The sequence below is a fragment of the Acinetobacter sp. YH12043 genome, from assembly GCF_013419915.1.
In the GTDB taxonomy this organism is placed as follows: domain Bacteria; phylum Pseudomonadota; class Gammaproteobacteria; order Pseudomonadales; family Moraxellaceae; genus Acinetobacter.
The window spans coordinates 18,958-37,599 of the sequence record NZ_VOZD01000024.1; the positions used below are offsets into that span (position 1 = coordinate 18,958).

19 protein-coding genes are annotated in these 18,642 nt (G+C 43.9%); 11 read left to right on the forward strand and 8 right to left on the reverse strand.

Going from position 1 to position 18,642, the window contains the following annotated elements; all coding sequences use genetic code 11:
* Positions 1 to 111 precede the first annotated feature (111 nt).
* The 4 genes from FTU01_RS11885 (at position 112) to FTU01_RS11900 (ending at position 2,554) form a co-directional block, all read left to right on the forward strand.
* Positions 112 to 477, forward strand: a complete 366-nt coding sequence (locus tag FTU01_RS11885) for a DUF423 domain-containing protein (protein WP_004782466.1) — start codon at positions 112 to 114, stop codon at positions 475 to 477.
* A gap of 39 nt (positions 478 to 516) precedes the next feature.
* Entirely contained in the window at positions 517 to 714 is a 198-nt protein-coding gene (gene thiS / locus FTU01_RS11890; RefSeq protein ID WP_005235073.1) for a sulfur carrier protein ThiS, read from the forward strand.
* A 17-nt stretch (positions 715 to 731) separates the two neighbouring features.
* Positions 732 to 1,514, forward strand: coding sequence for a thiazole synthase (locus FTU01_RS11895; RefSeq protein ID WP_180003681.1), 783 nt, complete (start codon positions 732 to 734; stop codon positions 1,512 to 1,514).
* A gap of 314 nt (positions 1,515 to 1,828) precedes the next feature.
* Complete coding sequence (locus FTU01_RS11900; protein ID WP_180139249.1) at positions 1,829 to 2,554, forward strand: hypothetical protein; 726 nt, start codon at positions 1,829 to 1,831, stop codon at positions 2,552 to 2,554.
* 40 nt (positions 2,555 to 2,594) lie between these two features.
* On the opposite strand, the gene FTU01_RS11905 is transcribed toward FTU01_RS11900, so the two are convergent.
* From FTU01_RS11905 to FTU01_RS11915, 3 genes are all read right to left on the reverse strand, one after another.
* Positions 2,595 to 2,906 (reverse strand): putative quinol monooxygenase, encoded by a 312-nt coding sequence (locus tag FTU01_RS11905; protein WP_180139252.1) that lies wholly within the window; start codon positions 2,904 to 2,906, stop codon positions 2,595 to 2,597.
* Between the two features lie 15 nt (positions 2,907 to 2,921).
* On the reverse strand, positions 2,922 to 3,503 hold the full coding sequence (locus tag FTU01_RS11910; RefSeq protein WP_180139255.1) for an NAD(P)H-dependent oxidoreductase: 582 nt from the start codon (positions 3,501 to 3,503) through the stop codon (positions 2,922 to 2,924).
* A gap of 156 nt (positions 3,504 to 3,659) precedes the next feature.
* Complete coding sequence (locus FTU01_RS11915) at positions 3,660 to 4,271, reverse strand: glutathione binding-like protein (RefSeq protein WP_004782472.1); 612 nt, start codon at positions 4,269 to 4,271, stop codon at positions 3,660 to 3,662.
* Between the two features lie 216 nt (positions 4,272 to 4,487).
* Here FTU01_RS11915 and FTU01_RS11920 point away from each other — a divergent pair, with 216 nt between their 5' ends.
* Together FTU01_RS11920 and trmB are read left to right on the forward strand one after the other, a co-directional pair.
* Positions 4,488 to 5,933 (forward strand): SulP family inorganic anion transporter, encoded by a 1,446-nt coding sequence (locus tag FTU01_RS11920; RefSeq protein WP_180139258.1) that lies wholly within the window; start codon positions 4,488 to 4,490, stop codon positions 5,931 to 5,933.
* A gap of 151 nt (positions 5,934 to 6,084) precedes the next feature.
* Positions 6,085 to 6,801: a tRNA (guanosine(46)-N7)-methyltransferase TrmB gene (trmB, locus tag FTU01_RS11925; RefSeq protein ID WP_004782474.1), complete on the forward strand. Its 717-nt coding sequence runs from the start codon at positions 6,085 to 6,087 to the stop codon at positions 6,799 to 6,801.
* Between the two features lie 43 nt (positions 6,802 to 6,844).
* On the opposite strand, the gene FTU01_RS11930 is transcribed toward trmB, so the two are convergent.
* The 5 genes from FTU01_RS11930 to FTU01_RS11950 all read right to left on the reverse strand — a co-directional run bounded on the left by FTU01_RS11930 (position 6,845) and on the right by FTU01_RS11950 (position 11,900).
* Positions 6,845 to 7,621, reverse strand: a complete 777-nt coding sequence (locus FTU01_RS11930) for a Rossmann-like and DUF2520 domain-containing protein (protein WP_180139261.1) — start codon at positions 7,619 to 7,621, stop codon at positions 6,845 to 6,847.
* 83 nt (positions 7,622 to 7,704) lie between these two features.
* On the reverse strand, positions 7,705 to 8,502 hold the full coding sequence (locus FTU01_RS11935) for a thioesterase family protein (protein ID WP_004782476.1): 798 nt from the start codon (positions 8,500 to 8,502) through the stop codon (positions 7,705 to 7,707).
* A gap of 62 nt (positions 8,503 to 8,564) precedes the next feature.
* Positions 8,565 to 9,236: a class I SAM-dependent methyltransferase gene (locus FTU01_RS11940; protein WP_180139264.1), complete on the reverse strand. Its 672-nt coding sequence runs from the start codon at positions 9,234 to 9,236 to the stop codon at positions 8,565 to 8,567.
* Positions 9,237 to 9,478: 242 nt separating this feature from the next.
* Positions 9,479 to 11,167 (reverse strand): AMP-binding protein, encoded by a 1,689-nt coding sequence (locus tag FTU01_RS11945; RefSeq protein WP_004782479.1) that lies wholly within the window; start codon positions 11,165 to 11,167, stop codon positions 9,479 to 9,481.
* Positions 11,168 to 11,264: 97 nt separating this feature from the next.
* Positions 11,265 to 11,900 (reverse strand): TetR/AcrR family transcriptional regulator, encoded by a 636-nt coding sequence (locus FTU01_RS11950; RefSeq protein WP_004782481.1) that lies wholly within the window; start codon positions 11,898 to 11,900, stop codon positions 11,265 to 11,267.
* Positions 11,901 to 12,046: 146 nt separating this feature from the next.
* Here FTU01_RS11950 and FTU01_RS11955 point away from each other — a divergent pair, with 146 nt between their 5' ends.
* From FTU01_RS11955 to FTU01_RS11975, 5 genes are read left to right on the forward strand one after another with little or no spacing between them, the layout of a single operon-like run.
* Entirely contained in the window at positions 12,047 to 13,219 is a 1,173-nt protein-coding gene (locus FTU01_RS11955) for an isovaleryl-CoA dehydrogenase (protein WP_004782484.1), read from the forward strand.
* Between the two features lie 35 nt (positions 13,220 to 13,254).
* Positions 13,255 to 14,856, forward strand: coding sequence for a carboxyl transferase domain-containing protein (locus FTU01_RS11960; RefSeq protein ID WP_180033997.1), 1,602 nt, complete (start codon positions 13,255 to 13,257; stop codon positions 14,854 to 14,856).
* 12 nt (positions 14,857 to 14,868) lie between these two features.
* Positions 14,869 to 15,663: an enoyl-CoA hydratase/isomerase family protein gene (locus FTU01_RS11965; RefSeq protein WP_180139268.1), complete on the forward strand. Its 795-nt coding sequence runs from the start codon at positions 14,869 to 14,871 to the stop codon at positions 15,661 to 15,663.
* Positions 15,664 to 15,682: 19 nt separating this feature from the next.
* Entirely contained in the window at positions 15,683 to 17,677 is a 1,995-nt protein-coding gene (locus tag FTU01_RS11970; RefSeq protein ID WP_004782488.1) for an acetyl/propionyl/methylcrotonyl-CoA carboxylase subunit alpha, read from the forward strand.
* Positions 17,674 to 18,576, forward strand: coding sequence for a hydroxymethylglutaryl-CoA lyase (locus FTU01_RS11975; RefSeq protein ID WP_180139270.1), 903 nt, complete (start codon positions 17,674 to 17,676; stop codon positions 18,574 to 18,576). The genes FTU01_RS11970 and FTU01_RS11975 overlap by 4 nt, the downstream gene beginning before the upstream one ends.
* The last annotated feature ends 66 nt before the right edge of the window (positions 18,577 to 18,642 follow it).

The window sequence follows — 18,642 nt, forward strand, 5'->3', positions numbered from 1 at the left end:
TTAAGAAAAAGCCTTCATATATGAAGGCTTTTTTTGTCTTTTAATGCCGTGTTTCAGCCTTAGCTTTTATGCTAAGGTTAAGCGCAAACTTTATTGGGAAGGTCAATTCAAATGTGGATTGCGATTTCAGCACTGAATCTTGCGCTTGCAGTCATGCTCGGCGCATTTGGTGCCCATGGTTTAAAGACTCGAGCGACTGAAGCACAGTTGACCTGGTGGCAAACGGCCACAGATTATTTCTTCTACCATGCTCTTGGCTTACTTATTCTGGCAGTGATCAGCCGAGTGATTCCTGAATTGCCAATCAAATGGAGTTTTCTCCTGATCCAGGCGGGGATTTTCCTGTTCTGTGGCTCACTCTATGTCATGGCACTGGGTCTACCGCGCGGTTTAGGTGCAATTACACCAATTGGTGGTGCCTTAATGATTGCTGGCTGGTTAATTCTGGCCTGGAATGCCGTAAAATACCTCAAATAGGTCTGATGCTTTAATCAATAATCATGGAGGGTTGCCAAGATGCTGGTGTATATCAATGGCGAACAACAAGAAACTCAATGCAAGAACCTGCTGGAACTGGTTCAAAGTCTGGCGCTTGAGGGTAAGCGCTTTGCAGTTGAGGTCAATGAAATGATTATTTCTAAAAGCAGATTGGGTGAAACGCCCATTTGCGAAGCGGACAAAATAGAAATTATTCACGCAGTCGGTGGCGGCTAATAACACTTGGAACAATTATGCAAGATTTATTACAGATCGGTTCACGCCAATTCCAGTCTCGTCTTTTAGTAGGCACAGGCAAATATAAAGATTTAAATGAAACAGATCAGGCCATTCAGGCCAGTGGTGCAGAAATTGTAACGGTTGCTATTCGCCGGGTGAATATTGGTCAGCATCCAGACCAACCGAACCTGCTTTCAGTGGTTCCACCAGAAAAATACACCATTTTACCAAATACTGCGGGCTGTTTTGATGCCAATAGCGCAATACGCACCTGTATGCTGGCACGTGAACTGCTGGATGGTCATAACCTGGTAAAACTGGAAGTTCTGGGTGATGAAAAGACTCTTTATCCAAATATTACCGAAACTTTGAAAGCAGCGCGTACCCTGATTGATGACGGTTTTGAAATCATGGTCTATACCTCAGATGATCCGATCGTGGCACAAGAACTGGAAAGTATGGGCTGCGTAGCAATCATGCCTTTGGGTAGCCTGATCGGTTCTGGTCTGGGGATTCTGAATCCACACACGATTTCGATTATTAAAGAAAATGCCAAAGTGCCTGTGCTGGTTGATGCGGGTGTCGGTACTGCCAGTGATGCAGCGATTGCCATGGAACTCGGCTGTGACGGCGTACTGATGAATACTGCGATTGCTGCTGCACAAAATCCGGTCTTGATGGCCTCTGCGATGCGTAAGGCGGTTGAAGCGGGTCGTGAAGCATTCCTGGCCGGTCGTATGCCACGCAAACGCATGGCCAATGCCAGCTCACCTGAAACCGGTTATTTCTTTAAATAATAATCGAGGCTAGAGGCCCAAAAAATTATTTAAATCATGTCGATCTGTTCAGGAGTTTCCAGCAAACTCCTGGACTTTTAAATTTAGATACCCAATACCCCGGTCAACTTTGAAAATTAAATATTAAAAGTTCACGTCTTGGTTCGGATTAATTCGAATAGGAACTTCAAATCCATAGTTGAATTTATAAAAAAGCTTTAAAGTTCACCATAAATATCTATCCAATATTCAAAGAGATGAGTTAACCTATTTTGCTAAACTTATCACTCAGCTTTGATCATCAATAAAATTATAAATAAAAGGAATTTAAACCGATGCTTTATCAGATCAAACTGCCTTTCCTATTTAGCACCCTGCTGTGTCTAGCATTTACACAAAGTGCTTGTGCGAAACCTCAGACAGGTAGTTCTTCCAAATCAAGCTATCAATCTTTTATTCCGAAAAACTGGAAAGTTCTAGAAAAAGCGCAAGGCGATTTAAATCAGGACGGTCAAGCGGATATTGCCCTGATTATTGAAGATACTAATCCCGAAAACTTTGTTGCAAATGCAGGTGTAGGTAATCATGTTCTAAATACCAACAAACGAAAACTTTTGATTTTATTCAAGCAGGCAAATGGTTATCAGCTTGCAGCTAGCAATACTACTTTGCCAACCGAAGGTGATGTAGAGTCGCCTTGCCTCACTGATCCACTTGGTGAATCCGAAGCCTTAAGCATTCAAAAAGGTGTACTTCGGGTTCATTTACACTACTGGCTAAGCTGTGGTTCATGGTATGTCACCAATTATACTTATACCTTTCGATACCAAGATAATGCTTTTAAATTGATTGGCTATGATGTAGATGATTTTCACCGTGCCTCGGGTGAGAGTACAGCACGAAGCATTAACTTTTTAACAGGCAAGCTAAAAACTACAACAGATGAAAATGAATTTGCAGAACAGACGCAACCTGCCAAAGTTCAATGGTCCACCTTAAAACACCGCTACGCACTGAAACTTGAACAGGTTCAATTTAATCAGCCACAAGAGTTCGAATAAAATTAAATATTACAAACTCTTTCAAACTGAGAATTACAGCTTAAAGTGCTTCTAAAATTCGAATCTTTACACTCGCAACCGCACCTTTAGTGGCCTTAGCATGCTGCTGCATATTTACACTATGCATGTGGGTTTCCAGATGCTGGATGCTTTCCCATTTTTCAAACATCATGATTGAAAAAGGCACTTTGGTCTGTAATCGGCTCTCAATCTCTGGATGATCAATATAGACATCATAAAGATGACAGCCTGGCTCTTGTAATACCTGTGCGCGGATGTTGTTAAATGAATCCAGCACTGTTTTCAGATCTTGTTCCGAATGACAGATGATTTCAGCAATAACGGTTAGCATGGTCATATCTCCTGATTAAGCAAAAATTTGAGTTAAATGTTCACGATACTGTGCGATATACGCTTCAACTTCAGGGGCTTTAATTACATCATTCACAATAAATGTCGGTAAAGCCTGCATCCCCAGGAATTGGTTGGCTTTATGAAAAGGTAGGTAAACGCCATCTACACCCACGCCATGAAAAAACTGCTCGGTATCTGTAAACGCATCCATCGGTGCATTCCAGGTAAGAGATAACATATAGTTTTTATCGTGAATCAGGCCACCTGAGCCATATTTTTTTGAAGCATCTGAACGTGAGCGACCATCATTTGCATACAGGCTGCCATGCCCTTCGGTAAAAACATCATCAATATACTTTTTCACTGGCCACGGCGCACCCATCCACCAGCCTGGCATTTGGTAAATGACCGTATCTGCCCAAAGGTATTTTTCTACTTCTGCTTTTGCATCATATTTATTGTCAGCACGAGTTACCTGAACCTGATGCCCCAGCTTTGTTAATACTTCTTGAGCCAATTCGGCCAAAGTATCATTTAACTGACCACTTGAGTGGGCAAAAGCTTTTGCGCCATTAATTAATAAAATATTTTTCATGGAAAGAACCTGAAACCAAAAATTTATGCAGGCACTATATAGACTCTGCTTATTGCTAAAAAGCAGTGATTTTGCAAATCATTATTGACTAAATATCAATAATCACTTTGGAAGCAATAAAAAAGCGCCTTATGGCGCTTTTTCAAAATTTTGAGATTAAGGAATCAAACCTTCATCACGCATTGCAATCTGTACAGACTGACGTTCTGCAACCTTATTACGGATATGAATAATATTTTTATATGGACTCAGATCATGTTCAATCTGGTTCGACCAGTTGGTGAGAACAAACAGGTAAGCATCTGCCGGACCGAAATTATCATCGACCAGATAATCATTGTCCGATTCACCAATCGCCTTATCGATATAACTCAATAAACGGTCAATTTCTGCATATGCTTTTTCTTTGGCTTCATCTGATAATTTTCCAGTGAAGAATACAGCATAAGCATCATGTAACTCTGAGTTGAGATAACCTAACCACTCCAGCACTTTGGCACGTCCCATGCCAGAAGGTGGAATCAGATCTTGTTTTGGATCGTGTTGAGCAAGAAACGGTAAAATTGCAACATTTTCTGTAAGAATTAAACCCGGATTAATTTCTAATGCTGGTACATAACCCTTTGGGTTAATTTCGTAATAATCTGCACCTTTTTCTGTTTTATGGGTTTTTAAGTCAACACGTTCCAAATCAAAATCGACATTAATTTCATTTAAAATAATATGAGCTGCCAAAGAGCACGCGCCTGGCGAATAGTAAAGCTTCATTTCTGATCCTTGTTATACACTTCTCAATGTTTTAAATCGCTTCTGACAAACTTTCAAGTGATCAAACCTGTAAATTGCAAAAAAGCGTAACTGTGATTCAGCACAGTTACATATTCAATATTGAGGAATTTACAGGCTTTTGCAAGTCAATCTTGTGTAGATTTTTATCTGTATCTGTTTAAGATACGCAGTTTCTCAAAATTTAGATGATATTTCGTGATTAACCTGAAAAAAGAAGAATGGTTTTCCAATATCCGGACTGATGTACTGGCAGGTTTGGTGGTTGGACTCGCCCTGATTCCTGAATCTATTGCCTTTTCTGCGATTGCCGGTGTCGATCCGCAAGTCGGCTTATATGCCTCTTTCTGTATTGCCGTGTCCATTGCCTTTTTCGGTGGTCGTCCTGCCATGATTTCTGCGGCTACAGGTGCAATGGCACTATTGATGATTACGCTGGTCAAGGATCATGGCTTGCAATACCTGCTTGCAGCCACAATTCTGACCGGGATTATTCAGGTGATTGCGGGCTTTTTTAAAGTTGCCAAGCTGATGCGTTTTGTGTCGCAGGCTGTGGTATATGGTTTCTTGAATGCTCTCGCGATCCTAATTTTTGTGGCACAAATCCCGGAAATTAACCGGATGGATAGCACCGGTTATCTGTTTATTGCGATTGGTCTGGCAATTATTTATCTGTTTCCTTATATCCCTAAAATTGGTAAAGCGATTCCATCGCCTCTGATCTGTATCGTCGTGCTGAGCGCACTTGCGTTAGTGCTTGGTGCAGATATGCGTACTGTGAGCGATCTGGGACAGTTTCCAGATACCTTACCCGTCTTTCTTCTTCCAGAAATTCCACTGAATCTGGAAACTTTGCAGATTATCCTACCTTATTCCTTTACTTTGGCCACTGTGGGTCTGCTTGAAAGCATGATGACCACTACAGTGATTGATGAAGTGACTGGAACTGAAGGCGACCGGCATCAGGAATGTCGTGGTCAGGGTATGGCCAATATTGTCAGCGGTTTTATGGGTGGTATGGCCGGTTGTGCCATGATTGGCCAATCAATTATCAATGTCTCTTCAGGTGCACGTACCCGTTTATCCACTTTGGTGGCTGGGGTGTTTTTGCTGTGTCTGGTGGTCTTCCTGAAAGACTGGCTGGCTTATATTCCTATGGCGGCGCTGGTAGCCATTATGATTATGGTGTCATTTACCACCTTCCAGTGGGGTGCAATCAAACAATTCGGCAAGCATCCGCTAGAATTTAATACCGTGATGATTGCTGTGATAATTGTCGTGCTTGCTACTCATAATCTGGCGCTCGGTGTATTTGTCGGTGTATTGCTCTCTGCTCTGTTCTTTATTAATAAGCTGGAAAGAACTGTACATGTCTCGACTTATTTGCATAAGCCTAATTCACGTAGCTATATAATTTCTGGTCAGATCTTTTTCAGTAGTACAGAAAAGTTCTACCAATTTTTTGATTTTAAAGAAAAACTGGATCATGTTGAGCTGGATCTGACACATGCACATATCTGGGATGTGACTTCAGTAAATATGCTCAATAACGTCATCCAGAAGTTTAAAGCCCAAGGCATAGACGTGACTGTGATTGGCTTAAACGAAGCCAGCAGTACTTTGATCGACCGTTTTAGTACCTGATATCAAGCCCGATTTATAAAAGAGCCGGCTGGCTCTTTTATTTTGTCTGAGATCTCTGGCTCGATTTTATGGAGAAATACCGAGAAAAGTTTGACTTGCACCGCTCAGGACTTAAAATACCGCATTCTGAATTTTTAGATTTGCCAAAATTATGTCGAACGATCAATTAGACCAGCAAGTCGTGGAGCTGGACAATTTAAGCGAGCACCGTGAAATTGTGACGTTTATGCGCCGCTCAGCGCCATTAAATACCTCTCAACGTACTGCGCTTGAACAATATGGTCACTTAATTTTGGAATATCCGGTAGGTGATTTGCGTCAGCATTTTGAACACCCTGAACGTCCGCTGACTGTCGAAATCGGTTTTGGTATGGGCCGCTCTCTGGTTCTCATGGCGAAAGCGAATCCAGAGCGTAACTTTGTCGGAATCGAAGTGCATGTACCGGGTATTGCGCAGTGCGTGTATGAAGCAGGTATGGCTGGCGTGACGAACTTACGTGTACTGGATGCTGATGCGATTCAGGTACTTCGTGAAATGCCGGACAATAGCATCAACACCGTTCAGTTGTACTTCCCTGACCCATGGCAGAAAAAACGTCACTTTAAACGCCGTTTTGTATCTCATGACCGCATGCCATTGGTTGAGCAAAAGCTGGAACTTGGCGGTACTTTCCATGCTGCAACAGACTGGGAACCGTATGCTGAGTGGATGCTGGAAGTTCTGGAAGAACGTCCACGTTTAGAAAATCTGGCGGGTAAAGGCAACAGCTACCCTCGCCCTGAATGGCGTCCACAAACCAAGTTTGAGCGTCGCGGAATCGAAGCTGGCCACAAGATTAATGACTTTATCTTTAAGAAAATTTCTTAATATCTATAAGTCTAAAAAGCGCTGATTATTCAGCGCTTTTTTATTAGCTCTTATGGCGTTCTAAAATCTGCTGACTGAATAATTTATATACATCTGCCAAGTCTTGTCGTTCAGATTGCTCTAGCATCTGCTGATGCATATTCAGAATATTCTGATCACCACGCATCGCAGGTCCAGTCTGCCCCTGACGAGGATCATTTTTCGTCGCTTTATTGGCTGTTTCCAGAATCAATGGATAAAGCAGGCTAAAGTCTACCTGCTGTGCATCCACAATCTGCTTGGCCATGTCATAACAGTAGTTGCTAAAATTGCAGGCAAACACTGCAGCCAGATGTAAGCTCAAACGTTGGTCTGAACTATATTGATAAACTCGTTTGCTTAGGCTATTTGCTAAATGAGTTAAGATTTCTTGATCTTCTGGCTCAGACGCTTCAATAAATAAAGGCGTATTTTCCCAGTCAATTTCACGTTCCAGACTAAAGGTTTGCAATGGATAAAAGACGCCAGACTTTGCATGTACATCTGCTAGAACATTCAGGTGAGAACTGCCTGAAGTATGGACAATCAGCACATCTTGCAAGTAAAAATAGACTTGTCTGATGACCTCAGCAATTGATTGATCACTCACGGCAATGATCATCAAGTCTATATCCTGATTCAGATTTTCAGGTTGAGCGATGGCTTGCGCTTTAAATTGATCAGCCAGTTGCTGTGCTTTATCCAGAGTCCGGCTGTAGATCTGTACAATTTCATGTTGTGCTGACAATGCATGGGCAAGATGATAAGCCACACGCCCTGCCCCAATAATACTAATCCGCATTCATCAATATTCCTGAACCATTGCGCACAGCATGCCAATAAAAAAAGGATGAATCAATTCATCCTTTTGCTTTTAAATCAGTTTTAGAATTTTCGTAAGGTCAGAATCTGTTCACTGCGACCGAAAGGCCCGTGAATATCATGCAGCACACCGCTGGTGAGACCAATCCCATCTTCACCATACTGTTGCACCACTTCCAGCCCCAGCCATTCACCTTGCGGCAGACGGTACATATGAATCTGTAAATCTAGATTCGGGAATCCCCAGCCCGCATTCGGGTCCTGACGTGGCACAATGCCATTCGCGGTATCGACCATACCGAGTAAACGACTAAAATCTGTAGTCGGTTGTCCTTCTACCATATCCAATGAATTTCTGAGCCAGACAATGCCTTTGCCTGCACGATGATCAGGATGTGCACGGGTTTCAATACTTTGAATATAACCGCCCGGCCAGCAACTCATACCCTCCCAAACCGGTAAAAACTCAGGGCTTTCAATCGGAAAATCTTCGATACCTGCAATGGCCCGGCTATCCGAAGTCAGCATCCTCCAGGCACGAGCAACGATACAGGTTTTTCCATTGGCACACATTTCCGCCTCAATCAGTTCAATAGTTTTGCCAGGACGGATCATGCGTGTAGTAATAGAAAATTCACCAAATGCAATCAGCCCAAAAATATCCAGTCCAACCCGGCCAATGCGCATTTCTGATCTAGGCTGAAACTGTTCTAGTTCAACACATAGAATACCGGTTGCTGGCGCCATGTGCTGTTCATGAGGATTCCACGCACCTTGAGCATGAATATTGGAACGATAATAGGCAGTAGTACTGCCATCTGTATGCTGCTCGCGCTGGATCAAACTATAATATGCTGACATTCTTCTTAAACTTCCTTGATTATTCTCTTAAACTTTAAAATTCATATAAAGTTTCATGATCTTTATTTTCTAAGTAAAAAACCATAATAATTCATGATTTGACTATAAATTTTGTGCTGTTTAAATCCGACTTTTGTTAAAAGTTCATTTGAATCTTCCGCTGAAATCAGAAAAAAGTCCTGCTGCAATCTGGCCAGCATATTTTCGCTTTGCTGCACACTAAGTCCGGTTTGCTGTGCCATTTTTTGCATCACCTTTAATTCATTCTCACCTTCTGGCTGCATCAGGTCATAGGTCAACGCGATCCCGCCAGCTTTAAGGCTCTGATAGATAGCCTGAAAAAAATCAAATTTCTGAGGTTCAGGAATAAAATGGGTGACTAAAATAGCGAGTGCAGCATCGAAAGTATCCTGCTGATTCAGTTCCTGAGTGGTGCACTGTATAAACTGAACTCGTTGTTCAGCTCCAATAGAAGCCAGATGCTTCCTTGCCTGCTCAAGCATCGCAGCGGAAGGATCAATTGCTGTAAATGTCCAGTTGGGATGCTGCTGCAATAAATAAGATAGCTCATAACCAGTTCCGCAACCTACTACTAAGATATGTGCAGTTTCTGGAAGCTCAGTACTGAGTATTGCTTCAATCTGTTGATGCACCAGTTCATAGCCAGGAATCAGTTTACGGATATGATCATCATAACTGGCGACCACCACTTCACTGTGAAAGTTTTTTGCCATCTGTTTACTCTGATTTATATAGAAATAGATTTTTATCTATTTAAAGAAATTGCTAAATACATGACCTCAATTTGCAAGATGGATTCTTCTTCCATTGTGCAGGTTCTTCGTTACTTTGACTGGGCAAAGTAACCAAACCCCTCTGTTTCATTGATATGGCATCCTTGCCATACAATGAAACGGCGGCATCCATGCCGCCAGGTCATTTGATCAATTACCATTTAAACTTAGCTTTAATTAATTTAAGCAATCTCTTTTAAATTTAATTCTTCACGCATAAATTCACGCAACTTGAACTTCTGTGCCTTACCTGAAGCTGTCATCGGGAATTCATGGAAAAAACGCACATAACGTGGCACTTTATTGTGAGAAATATGCTCAGCACAATATTGACGGATGGCTTCTTCGGTACATGGGTCATTTTCATGCAGGATAATGCAGGCACAAAGCTCTTCACCATATTTATGGTCTGGCACGCCAATCACCTGCACATCTGACACCGCTGGATGGGTGTAAAGGAAATCTTCAATTTCTTTCGGGAACAGGTTTTCACCGCCACGAATGACCACATCCTTGATACGACCCTTGATTTTGACAAAACCTTCATCATCCATTTCAGCAATATCACCGGTATGCATCCAGCGTGCTGCATCAATCACTTCCTGAGTCTTGTCCTGATCTTCCCAATAACCGAGCATCACGGAATAACCACGCACACACAGTTCACCCAATTGACCGCGCGGCACCACCTTACCATTTTCATCGACAATTTTCACTTCCAGATGTGGATGGACACGGCCAACTGTACTGACACGACGTTCAACACTGTCTTCTGTAGAACTTTGTGCACTTACTGGTGCTGTTTCAGTCATGCCATAACAAATGGTAATTTCGGACATATGCATGCGTTCAATTACACGCTGCATAATTTCCTGCGGACATGGGCTACCCGCCATAATACCGGTACGTAGGCTGGATAGATCAAACTCGTCAAACTGCTCATGTTCCAGCACAGCAATAAACATGGTCGGTACGCCATAAGCTGCCGTACATTTTTCCTGCTGAATGGCTTTTAGAGTTTCCAGCGGATTAAATACGGCAGACGGATAAATCATGGCTGAACCATGGGTAATACAGGCCAGATTGCCCATTACCATGCCAAAGCAGTGAAATAGCGGAACAGAAATACAGACACGGTCTTCTGGACTTAAGTGAATCGCCTCACCGACAAAGTAACCATTATTTAAAATATTGTTATGGGTCAGCATTGTACCCTTAGGATTCCCTGTAGTGCCTGACGTAAACTGGATATTAATGGTTTCATCGAACTGCAAATCAGTGGAGATCTGTTGCAGCTGTTCCAGCTCTTGAGCACTTGGTGTAGGCATTAAATCCTGAAAACGATGAATGCCAGTATGCTGCTGCTCATCAATTTTAATGACATGCTTTAAATGTGGGAGACGCTCTGCATTCAGTAATTTATTTTCAGCCTGTTTTAATTCAGGCGCAATTTTGGTCAGGATTTCCTGATAGTCCGTGGTTTTAAACTGCGATGCAATGACCAGTCCCTTACAGGACACTTTATTCAGGACATATTCCAGCTCATTGCTTTTATAGGCCGGATTCAGGTTAACCAGAATAATGCCTGCCTTGAAAGCTGCGAACTGGGTAATAGTCCATTCCACACAGTTCGGCGACCAGATCGCCAGACGGTCACCTTTTTGCATACCCAATTTCAGCAGCTGACAGGCAAAGGCATTGACCTGATCCTGTAGCTGCCGATAACTCAGGCGTATGTTCTGATGCATGCTGACAACTGCATCGCGATCTGCATACTGCTCGCAAGCTTGATCAAATTTTTCACCAATCGTCATGCCCAATAAAGGCTGGCTGCTGGTTCCATAGGCATAGCTTAACCGTACTTGTGTCATTGAATCGATCTCCTTGATTCTTTGTAATTCTGATTTTCAACTTTACTAATTGTTTTATGACTACGACGACCTTGTCTATGTGCCTGTTTTTGTGTGTCTATGCTGCTGAATTTCCCTCCTGTCGATGTACTGCGTTAACACAAAAATCGGCAATCTGTTTGACAAAGTGATCCTTGTAGTTCTGATCAAACATCACATTACGGGACGGATTCAAAGGTTCAATCACGACAAAGGTCATGGCACCAACCACGCCCAAAGCTGCCGTATTTAAATCTTCAAACTCGAACTCTCCATTCACCTTTCCTTCGGCCAGGATTTCCTTAATGCTTTGTTTAAGCAGCTGTTTACTGCGAAAACGCTCATGTTCCATTTCCGGATCAACCGGTTCAAACATAAGTGAATACGCCAACTGGGGGCTATTCATGGCACGTTTCACAAAAGTTGTAACAGATTTTTGCAATTTCAGTTTTGGCGACAAATCCGACCCGGCAATGGAAACAAGAATTCCAACTTCGTGCTGAATCGCTGCCGACAAAACCTCAATCAAAATCTGGCTTTTGTTTTCAAAATATCGATATACCAGCCCTGTAGAAACGCCTGCGCGTTCTGCAATCGCCTGAATCGACGCCTCTTTAAAGCCCCCTTGAGTAATCAGTTCACGAGCAGACTGTAAAATCGACAAACGATTTTGTTCCATTCGTTCCTGCATCAGTGATGATCTTTTATAACTCATAATCTTATTCTCAACCAGATAAAATGAATTGTAAATCATTTTGTGAATATAGGTTCACTTTTTTAATTTTTCGTTGTATGTTAAAAAAACAAGCACAACAAAAATGCTTTTGGACACAACAAATATAATCTCAGGATGGATGAAGAATGAATTTACAAAGCTTAGATTTCGGTTTGGATGAAACTCTTATTGCGCTTCGTGATTCAGTGGCCGCATTTTGCGCCAAGGAAATTGCCCCAATTGCCCAGCAAGTTGACCGTGACAATGAATTCCCGGCTCACCTCTGGAAAAAATTTGGTGATATGGGTCTACTTGGTTTAACGGTCAGTGAGGAATATGGCGGTACCAATCTGGGGTATCTGGCCCATATTATTGCCATGCAAGAAATTTCCCGTGCTTCAGCATCCATTGGTTTGTCCTATGGCGCCCATTCTAACCTATGTGTAAACCAAATTAAGCGAAATGGTAATGAAGAACAAAAGCAGCGTTATCTGCCAAAACTGATTTCTGGTGAATATGTCGGTGCATTAGCAATGTCTGAGCCGAATGCCGGATCAGATGTGGTCAGCATGAAACTGAAAGCTGAAGATAAAGGTGATCATTATCTACTCAACGGTTCCAAGATGTGGATCACCAACGGCGGCGATGCTGATGTACTTGTGGTCTATGCCAAAACCGATTTACAAGCTGGTGCCAAAGGCATGACTGCTTTTCTGGTTGAGAAAAATATGCCAGGTTTTAGCCACGGCACCCATTTAGATAAACTGGGTATGCGCGGTTCCAATACTTATCCCCTATTTTTTGACAATGTCGAAGTTCCGAAAGAAAACGTGCTTGGCGGTGTCGGCAATGGGACTAAAGTGCTGATGAGTGGTCTGGACTATGAACGTGCGGTTCTGAGTGCTGGCCCACTGGGCATTATGGATGCCTGCATGGATACCGTGATTCCTTATATTCATGACCGTAAACAATTTGGTCAGGCACTGGGCGAATTCCAGTTGATGCAAGGCAAAATTGCTGACATGTACTCTACCTGGCTGGCATGTAAGGCCCTGGTGTATGCCGTTGGTGCTGAATGTGACAAGGCCGATCATAGCCGTAGCCTGCGTAAAGATGCTGCCAGTGCCATTTTATATGCCGCTGAAAAAGCCACCTGGATGGCGGGTGAAACCATTCAGACCCTAGGTGGGAACGGTTATATCAATGAATTTGCTGCAGGCCGTTTATGGCGCGATGCCAAACTCTATGAAATTGGCGCCGGAACTTCCGAAATCCGCCGCATGCTCATTGGCCGTGAGCTCTTCAACGAAACAGCCTAAACATTAACACTTAGAATAAAACAAGGATGTTCGTCATGAATCAGTTACAGAGCAAAATCAATATACGTAGTGAAGAGTTTAAGACCAACCAGGCTGCCATGCTGCAACTGGTGAATGACCTTAAACAGAAAGTAGAAAAAATTGCCTTGGGTGGCGGAGAAAATGCCCGCCAGAAACATCTGGATCGCGGCAAATTACTGCCGCGTGAACGGATTAATCATTTAATTGATCCAGGCACGGCTTTTCTGGAAATCGGTCAACTGGCTGCCTATCAGGTTTATCAGGATGATGTTCCTGCAGCAGGTGTAGTTGCTGGTGTGGGTCAGGTCAATGGTGTGACCTGCATGATCGTGGCCAATGATGCCACAGTCAAAGGCGGGACTTATTATCCCCTTACGGTGAAAAAGCATTTACGTGCCCAGGAAATTGCCGAACAGAATCATTTGCCATGTATTTATCTGGTCGATTCTGGCGGTGCTTATTTACCTTTACAGGATGAAGTCTTCCCGGATCGTGATCACTTCGGTCGTATCTTTTACAATCAGGCACGTATGTCGAGTCTGGGTATTGCCCAGATTGCAGTGGTAATGGGTAGCTGTACGGCAGGTGGTGCTTATGTGCCAGCGATGTCAGATGAAACCATTATTGTGCGTAATCAAGGTACGATTTTCCTCGGCGGCCCTCCTCTGGTGAAAGCGGCAACCGGTGAAGTGGTTTCTAGTGAAGACTTAGGTGGTGGTGATGTACATACCCGTTTATCTGGGGTTGCCGATCATCTGGCAGAAAATGATGAACACGCAATTGCCATTGCCCGCAACATTGTGGCGAACCTGAATAAAAAGCCAAATAAAACTGCAGATGAAATTGAAGCACCGCGTTTTGACAGTTCAGAGCTGTATGGCATTGTGCCAAGCGATGCACGTAAACCGTTTGATATCCGTGAAGTGATTGCGCGTATTGTCGACGGTTCACGCTTTGACGAATTCAAGGCACGCTTTGGGACTACCCTGGTCACTGGCTTTGCCAAGCTCTATGGAATGCCAGTTGGAATTATTGCCAACAATGGAATTTTATTTTCTGAGTCTGCACAAAAAGGCGCGCATTTTATTGAACTATGTACCCAGCGCAATATTCCGCTGATCTTCCTGCAAAACATCACCGGCTTTATGGTGGGTCGTCAGTATGAAAATGAAGGTATTGCTAAAAATGGTGCCAAGCTGGTGATGGCCGTCGCGACAGCCAATGTGCCTAAACTGACTCTGGTGATTGGCGGTTCTTTTGGTGCCGGTAACTATGGCATGTGTGGCCGTGCTTACTCGCCACGCTTTATGTGGACCTGGCCAAACTCGCGTATTTCAGTGATGGGCGGTGAACAGGCCTCTAGCGTATTGTCGACTTTGAAACGCGATCAGATTGAGCAAAAAGGTGGAACCTGGTCAGCTGAAGAAGAAGACCAGTTTAAACAGCCAATTCGTGACCAATATGAACGCCAAGGCCATCCTTATTATGCTTCTGCGCGTTTATGGGATGACGGTGTCATTGATCCAGCGCAATCGCGTGAAGTCCTGGCCCTAAGTCTGGCTGCAGCGATGAATGCACCAATCCAGCCAACCAAATTCGGCGTGTTCCGCATGTAAGAGGTGACAAAAATGGACTATCAATTTTTACAGCTCGAACAGCAGAATCAGGTGGCAACGGTCTGGATTAACCGGGCTGAACTGCATAATGCGTTTAATACCCAGGTCATTGAAGAGCTACATGCCTGTTTCCAGTCTTTAAATCAGCGTGATGACGTACGCGTGGTGATTCTGGCAGGCCGAGGCAAAAGCTTCTCTGCGGGTGCAGATCTGAACTGGATGAAACAGGCCGGTCAGGCCTCACAGGCAGACAATGAAGCCGATGCTCTCAAACTGGCAAAAATGTTGCAAAGTCTGGCGACATTAAAACAACCGACGATTGCCCGTGTCCATGGAATTGCTTTTGGCGGCGGTATGGGACTGGCATCCGCTTGTGATATCTGTATCGCCAGCACTGATGCCAAGTTTGCAACGTCTGAAGTACGTTTAGGATTAGCCCCTTCGACCATTAGTCCGTATGTGATTCGTGCGATTGGCGCCCGTCAGGCGTCACGTTATTTCCTGACTGCTGAGCGAATCTCAGCTGAACAGGCGAAAACCATTGGTCTGGCACATGAAGTGACTGCACCAGAACAGCTCGACAGCAAAATTGATGAGATTGTGGAAGCGCTCTTACTCGGTGGACCAGCAGCGCAAAACGCCTCAAAACAGCTGATTCAACTGGTCGATCAACAGGTCCTGACTGAAGATCTGCTGCTTAAAACCGCACAGCATATTGCCCATGTTCGCCAGGGAGATGAGGCGAAAAATGGACTGAATGCATTTTTAAACAAACAAAGCCCGGCCTGGATTAAGACCACGGCATAACAACAAGAAGGATCGTAGGATGTTTGAAAAGATTTTAATTGCCAATCGTGGTGAAATTGCCTGCCGTGTGATTCGTACAGCGAAAAAGTTAGGGATTGCCACCGTTGCCGTATATTCCGATGCCGATGCACAGGCACAGCATGTCAAACTGGCAGATGAAGCCATCCATATTGGTGAATCGCCTGCTGCACAAAGTTATTTACAGATTGAACGTATTATTCAGGCAGCAAAAACTACCGGTGCTCAGGCCATTCATCCAGGTTATGGTTTCCTGTCTGAAAATGACCAGTTTGCCCTGGCCTGTCAGGATAACAACATTGTCTTTATTGGTCCGCCAGTGGATGCGATCTTAGCAATGGGTCTGAAAGCGACCTCTAAAGCCTTAATGGAAAAAGCTGGTGTACCTTTAACCCCCGGCTATCATGGTACCAATCAGGATGCCGATTTCTTGAAACAACAAGCTGACAGTATTGGCTATCCAGTACTGATCAAGGCTAGTGCTGGCGGTGGCGGTAAAGGCATGCGACTGGTCGAGCGTAGTGAAGATTTCCTGAGTTCACTCGCTTCCTGTAAAAGCGAAGCACGTTCCAGCTTCGGCAATGAAGATGTGCTGATTGAACGCTATGTCGTGCAGCCACGCCATATTGAAGTTCAGGTCTTTGGTGATACACATGGCAATTATGTGCATCTGTTTGAACGTGATTGTTCCGTGCAGCGTCGTCACCAGAAAGTTCTGGAAGAAGCACCTGCACCTAAAATGCCAGAAGACAAACTTGAGGCGATGCGCCAAGCCGCAATTGATGCTGCACGTGCTGTAAATTATGTCGGTGCCGGTACAGTCGAGTTCATCGTTGAGCAAGACGGTACTGCTTACTTCATGGAAATGAACACCCGTCTGCAGGTTGAGCATCCAGTCACTGAAATGATCACCGGTCAGGATCTGGTGGAATGGCAGTTACGTGTAGCGTTCGGTGAACCTTTACCGAAACAGCAGCATGAATTACAGATACACGGTCATGCACTGGAAGCCCGTGTTTATGCCGAAGAACCAGAAAAAGGTTTTATTCCTGCCATCGGTCAGATCAGCTATTTGCACTATCCAGAACAAAATGACAGCGTGCGTGTGGATAGTGGCATTGTCGAAGGTGATGAAATCAGCACCTATTATGATCCGATGATTGCCAAACTTATTGTTTGGGGCAAAAACCGTGAAGCTGCTTTAACTCAGATGCATCATGCCTTGGGTCAGTTTCATGTCGATGGTCTTGGCAATAACATCGCTTTTCTTGATCGCTTAGTATTATGTGATTCATTTAAAAATGCCCATCTCGATACTGGCCTGATTCAACGTGAAGAAGAGTTCCTACTCAAACCATCTGCTGATATCAGTGCAGAATTAGTGGTCACTGCAGCCTTGGTTGAACTGTTATCGCGTCTGGCTCAAAACCCGACTAGCAATAATCCCGTCTGGCAGCAAAAGGCATTTTGGCGTCTGAATCAGCAAAATAGCTACACAATTAAATTACAATGTAATGACGTTTTACGTGTGGTGAGCTTTAAAGCGCTAGAAAATAGTTTCCTGGCAAATTATGAAGGCCAGACACTTACCATCCAGGGTGAGCTGCTTGATCAACACCTACTCCAGTTAAATCTTGCGGGTCAGCAGCAGAAACTGGCATTTAGCCAGACTGAGCATGGCATTACCCTGTTCCAGAATGGTCAAAGCTACAAGTTCAATTATTTGAAAAATGACTTTAATAACCAGGATGAACAAGGGACTGAAAATAACTTGACTGCGCCAATGCCTGGCGTGATTACTCAGGTTCTGGTCGCGGCAAATGACAAAGTGAAAAAAGACGATGTACTGCTGACCTTGGAAGCAATGAAGATCGAATATACCATTCGCGCTCCGCATGATGGCATTATCGCAAACTCATACTTCCAGAAAGGTGATCAGGTTAAAGCCGGTGATGAACTGGTTGAGTTTCAGCCTCTAGCGGAGGAAGTTGCATGACAGATTTCGTTAAAATCGTAGAAGTCGGGCCACGCGATGGCCTGCAAAACGAAAAAACACCTTTAACACTAGATGACCGTAAAAATCTGATTCTGGACCTGATGAAAACAGGTTTGCAGGCGATTGAGGTCGGCTCCTGTGTTTCAGCCAAATGGGTTCCACAGATGGCATATAGCGATACGCTATTTGCCAGCTTGCCTAAAGATCCGAATATCCAGTTCAGTTTGCTGACGCCAAACATGAAAGGTTTTGAATCAGCGCTGGCTGTGGATTGTAAAGAAGTTGCGGTATTTACCGCAGCTTCTGAAAGCTTTACCCACAAGAATATCAACTGCTCGATTGATGAAAGCTTTGAGAAGTTTGCAGATGTGATGGCAGCTGCCAAAGCAAATGATGTCAAGGTGCGTGGCTATGTCTCTTGTATGGTGGACTGCCCTTATGAAGGTGCAATTGATCCGAAGCAGGTCGTGAAAGTCACGCAGCGCTTGCTGGATATGGGCTGCTATGAAGTGTCATTAGGTGAAACCATTGGTACGGCAACTCCAGATCGCTTGAAGAACGTCTGGGATGCTTGTCTTTCAGAACTTGATAGTAAAGTGCTAGCCGGTCATTTTCATAATACCTATGGTATGGCCATCGCTAATATTTACCAGTCATTGCTGCAAGGGATTCGGGTATTTGACTCCTCTATTGCCGGTCTCGGTGGCTGTCCTTATGCCAAAGGTGCTTCCGGCAATGTTTCAACTGAAGACCTGTATTACCTGCTCTCCAAGATGGGCTTTGAAACCGGTATTCAACTGGATGCTTTGATGCAGGCCAGCCGTAATATCAGCGAGGTATTACAACGCAATAATCCATCCAATTATGCCAATGCCTATTGGCAAAAAGCCTGTGCTTAAAAACTTAAAATAGCCGGACACTCTATAAGTCCTCATGGATAGAAATCAGCAGATCTTTAGATGAAA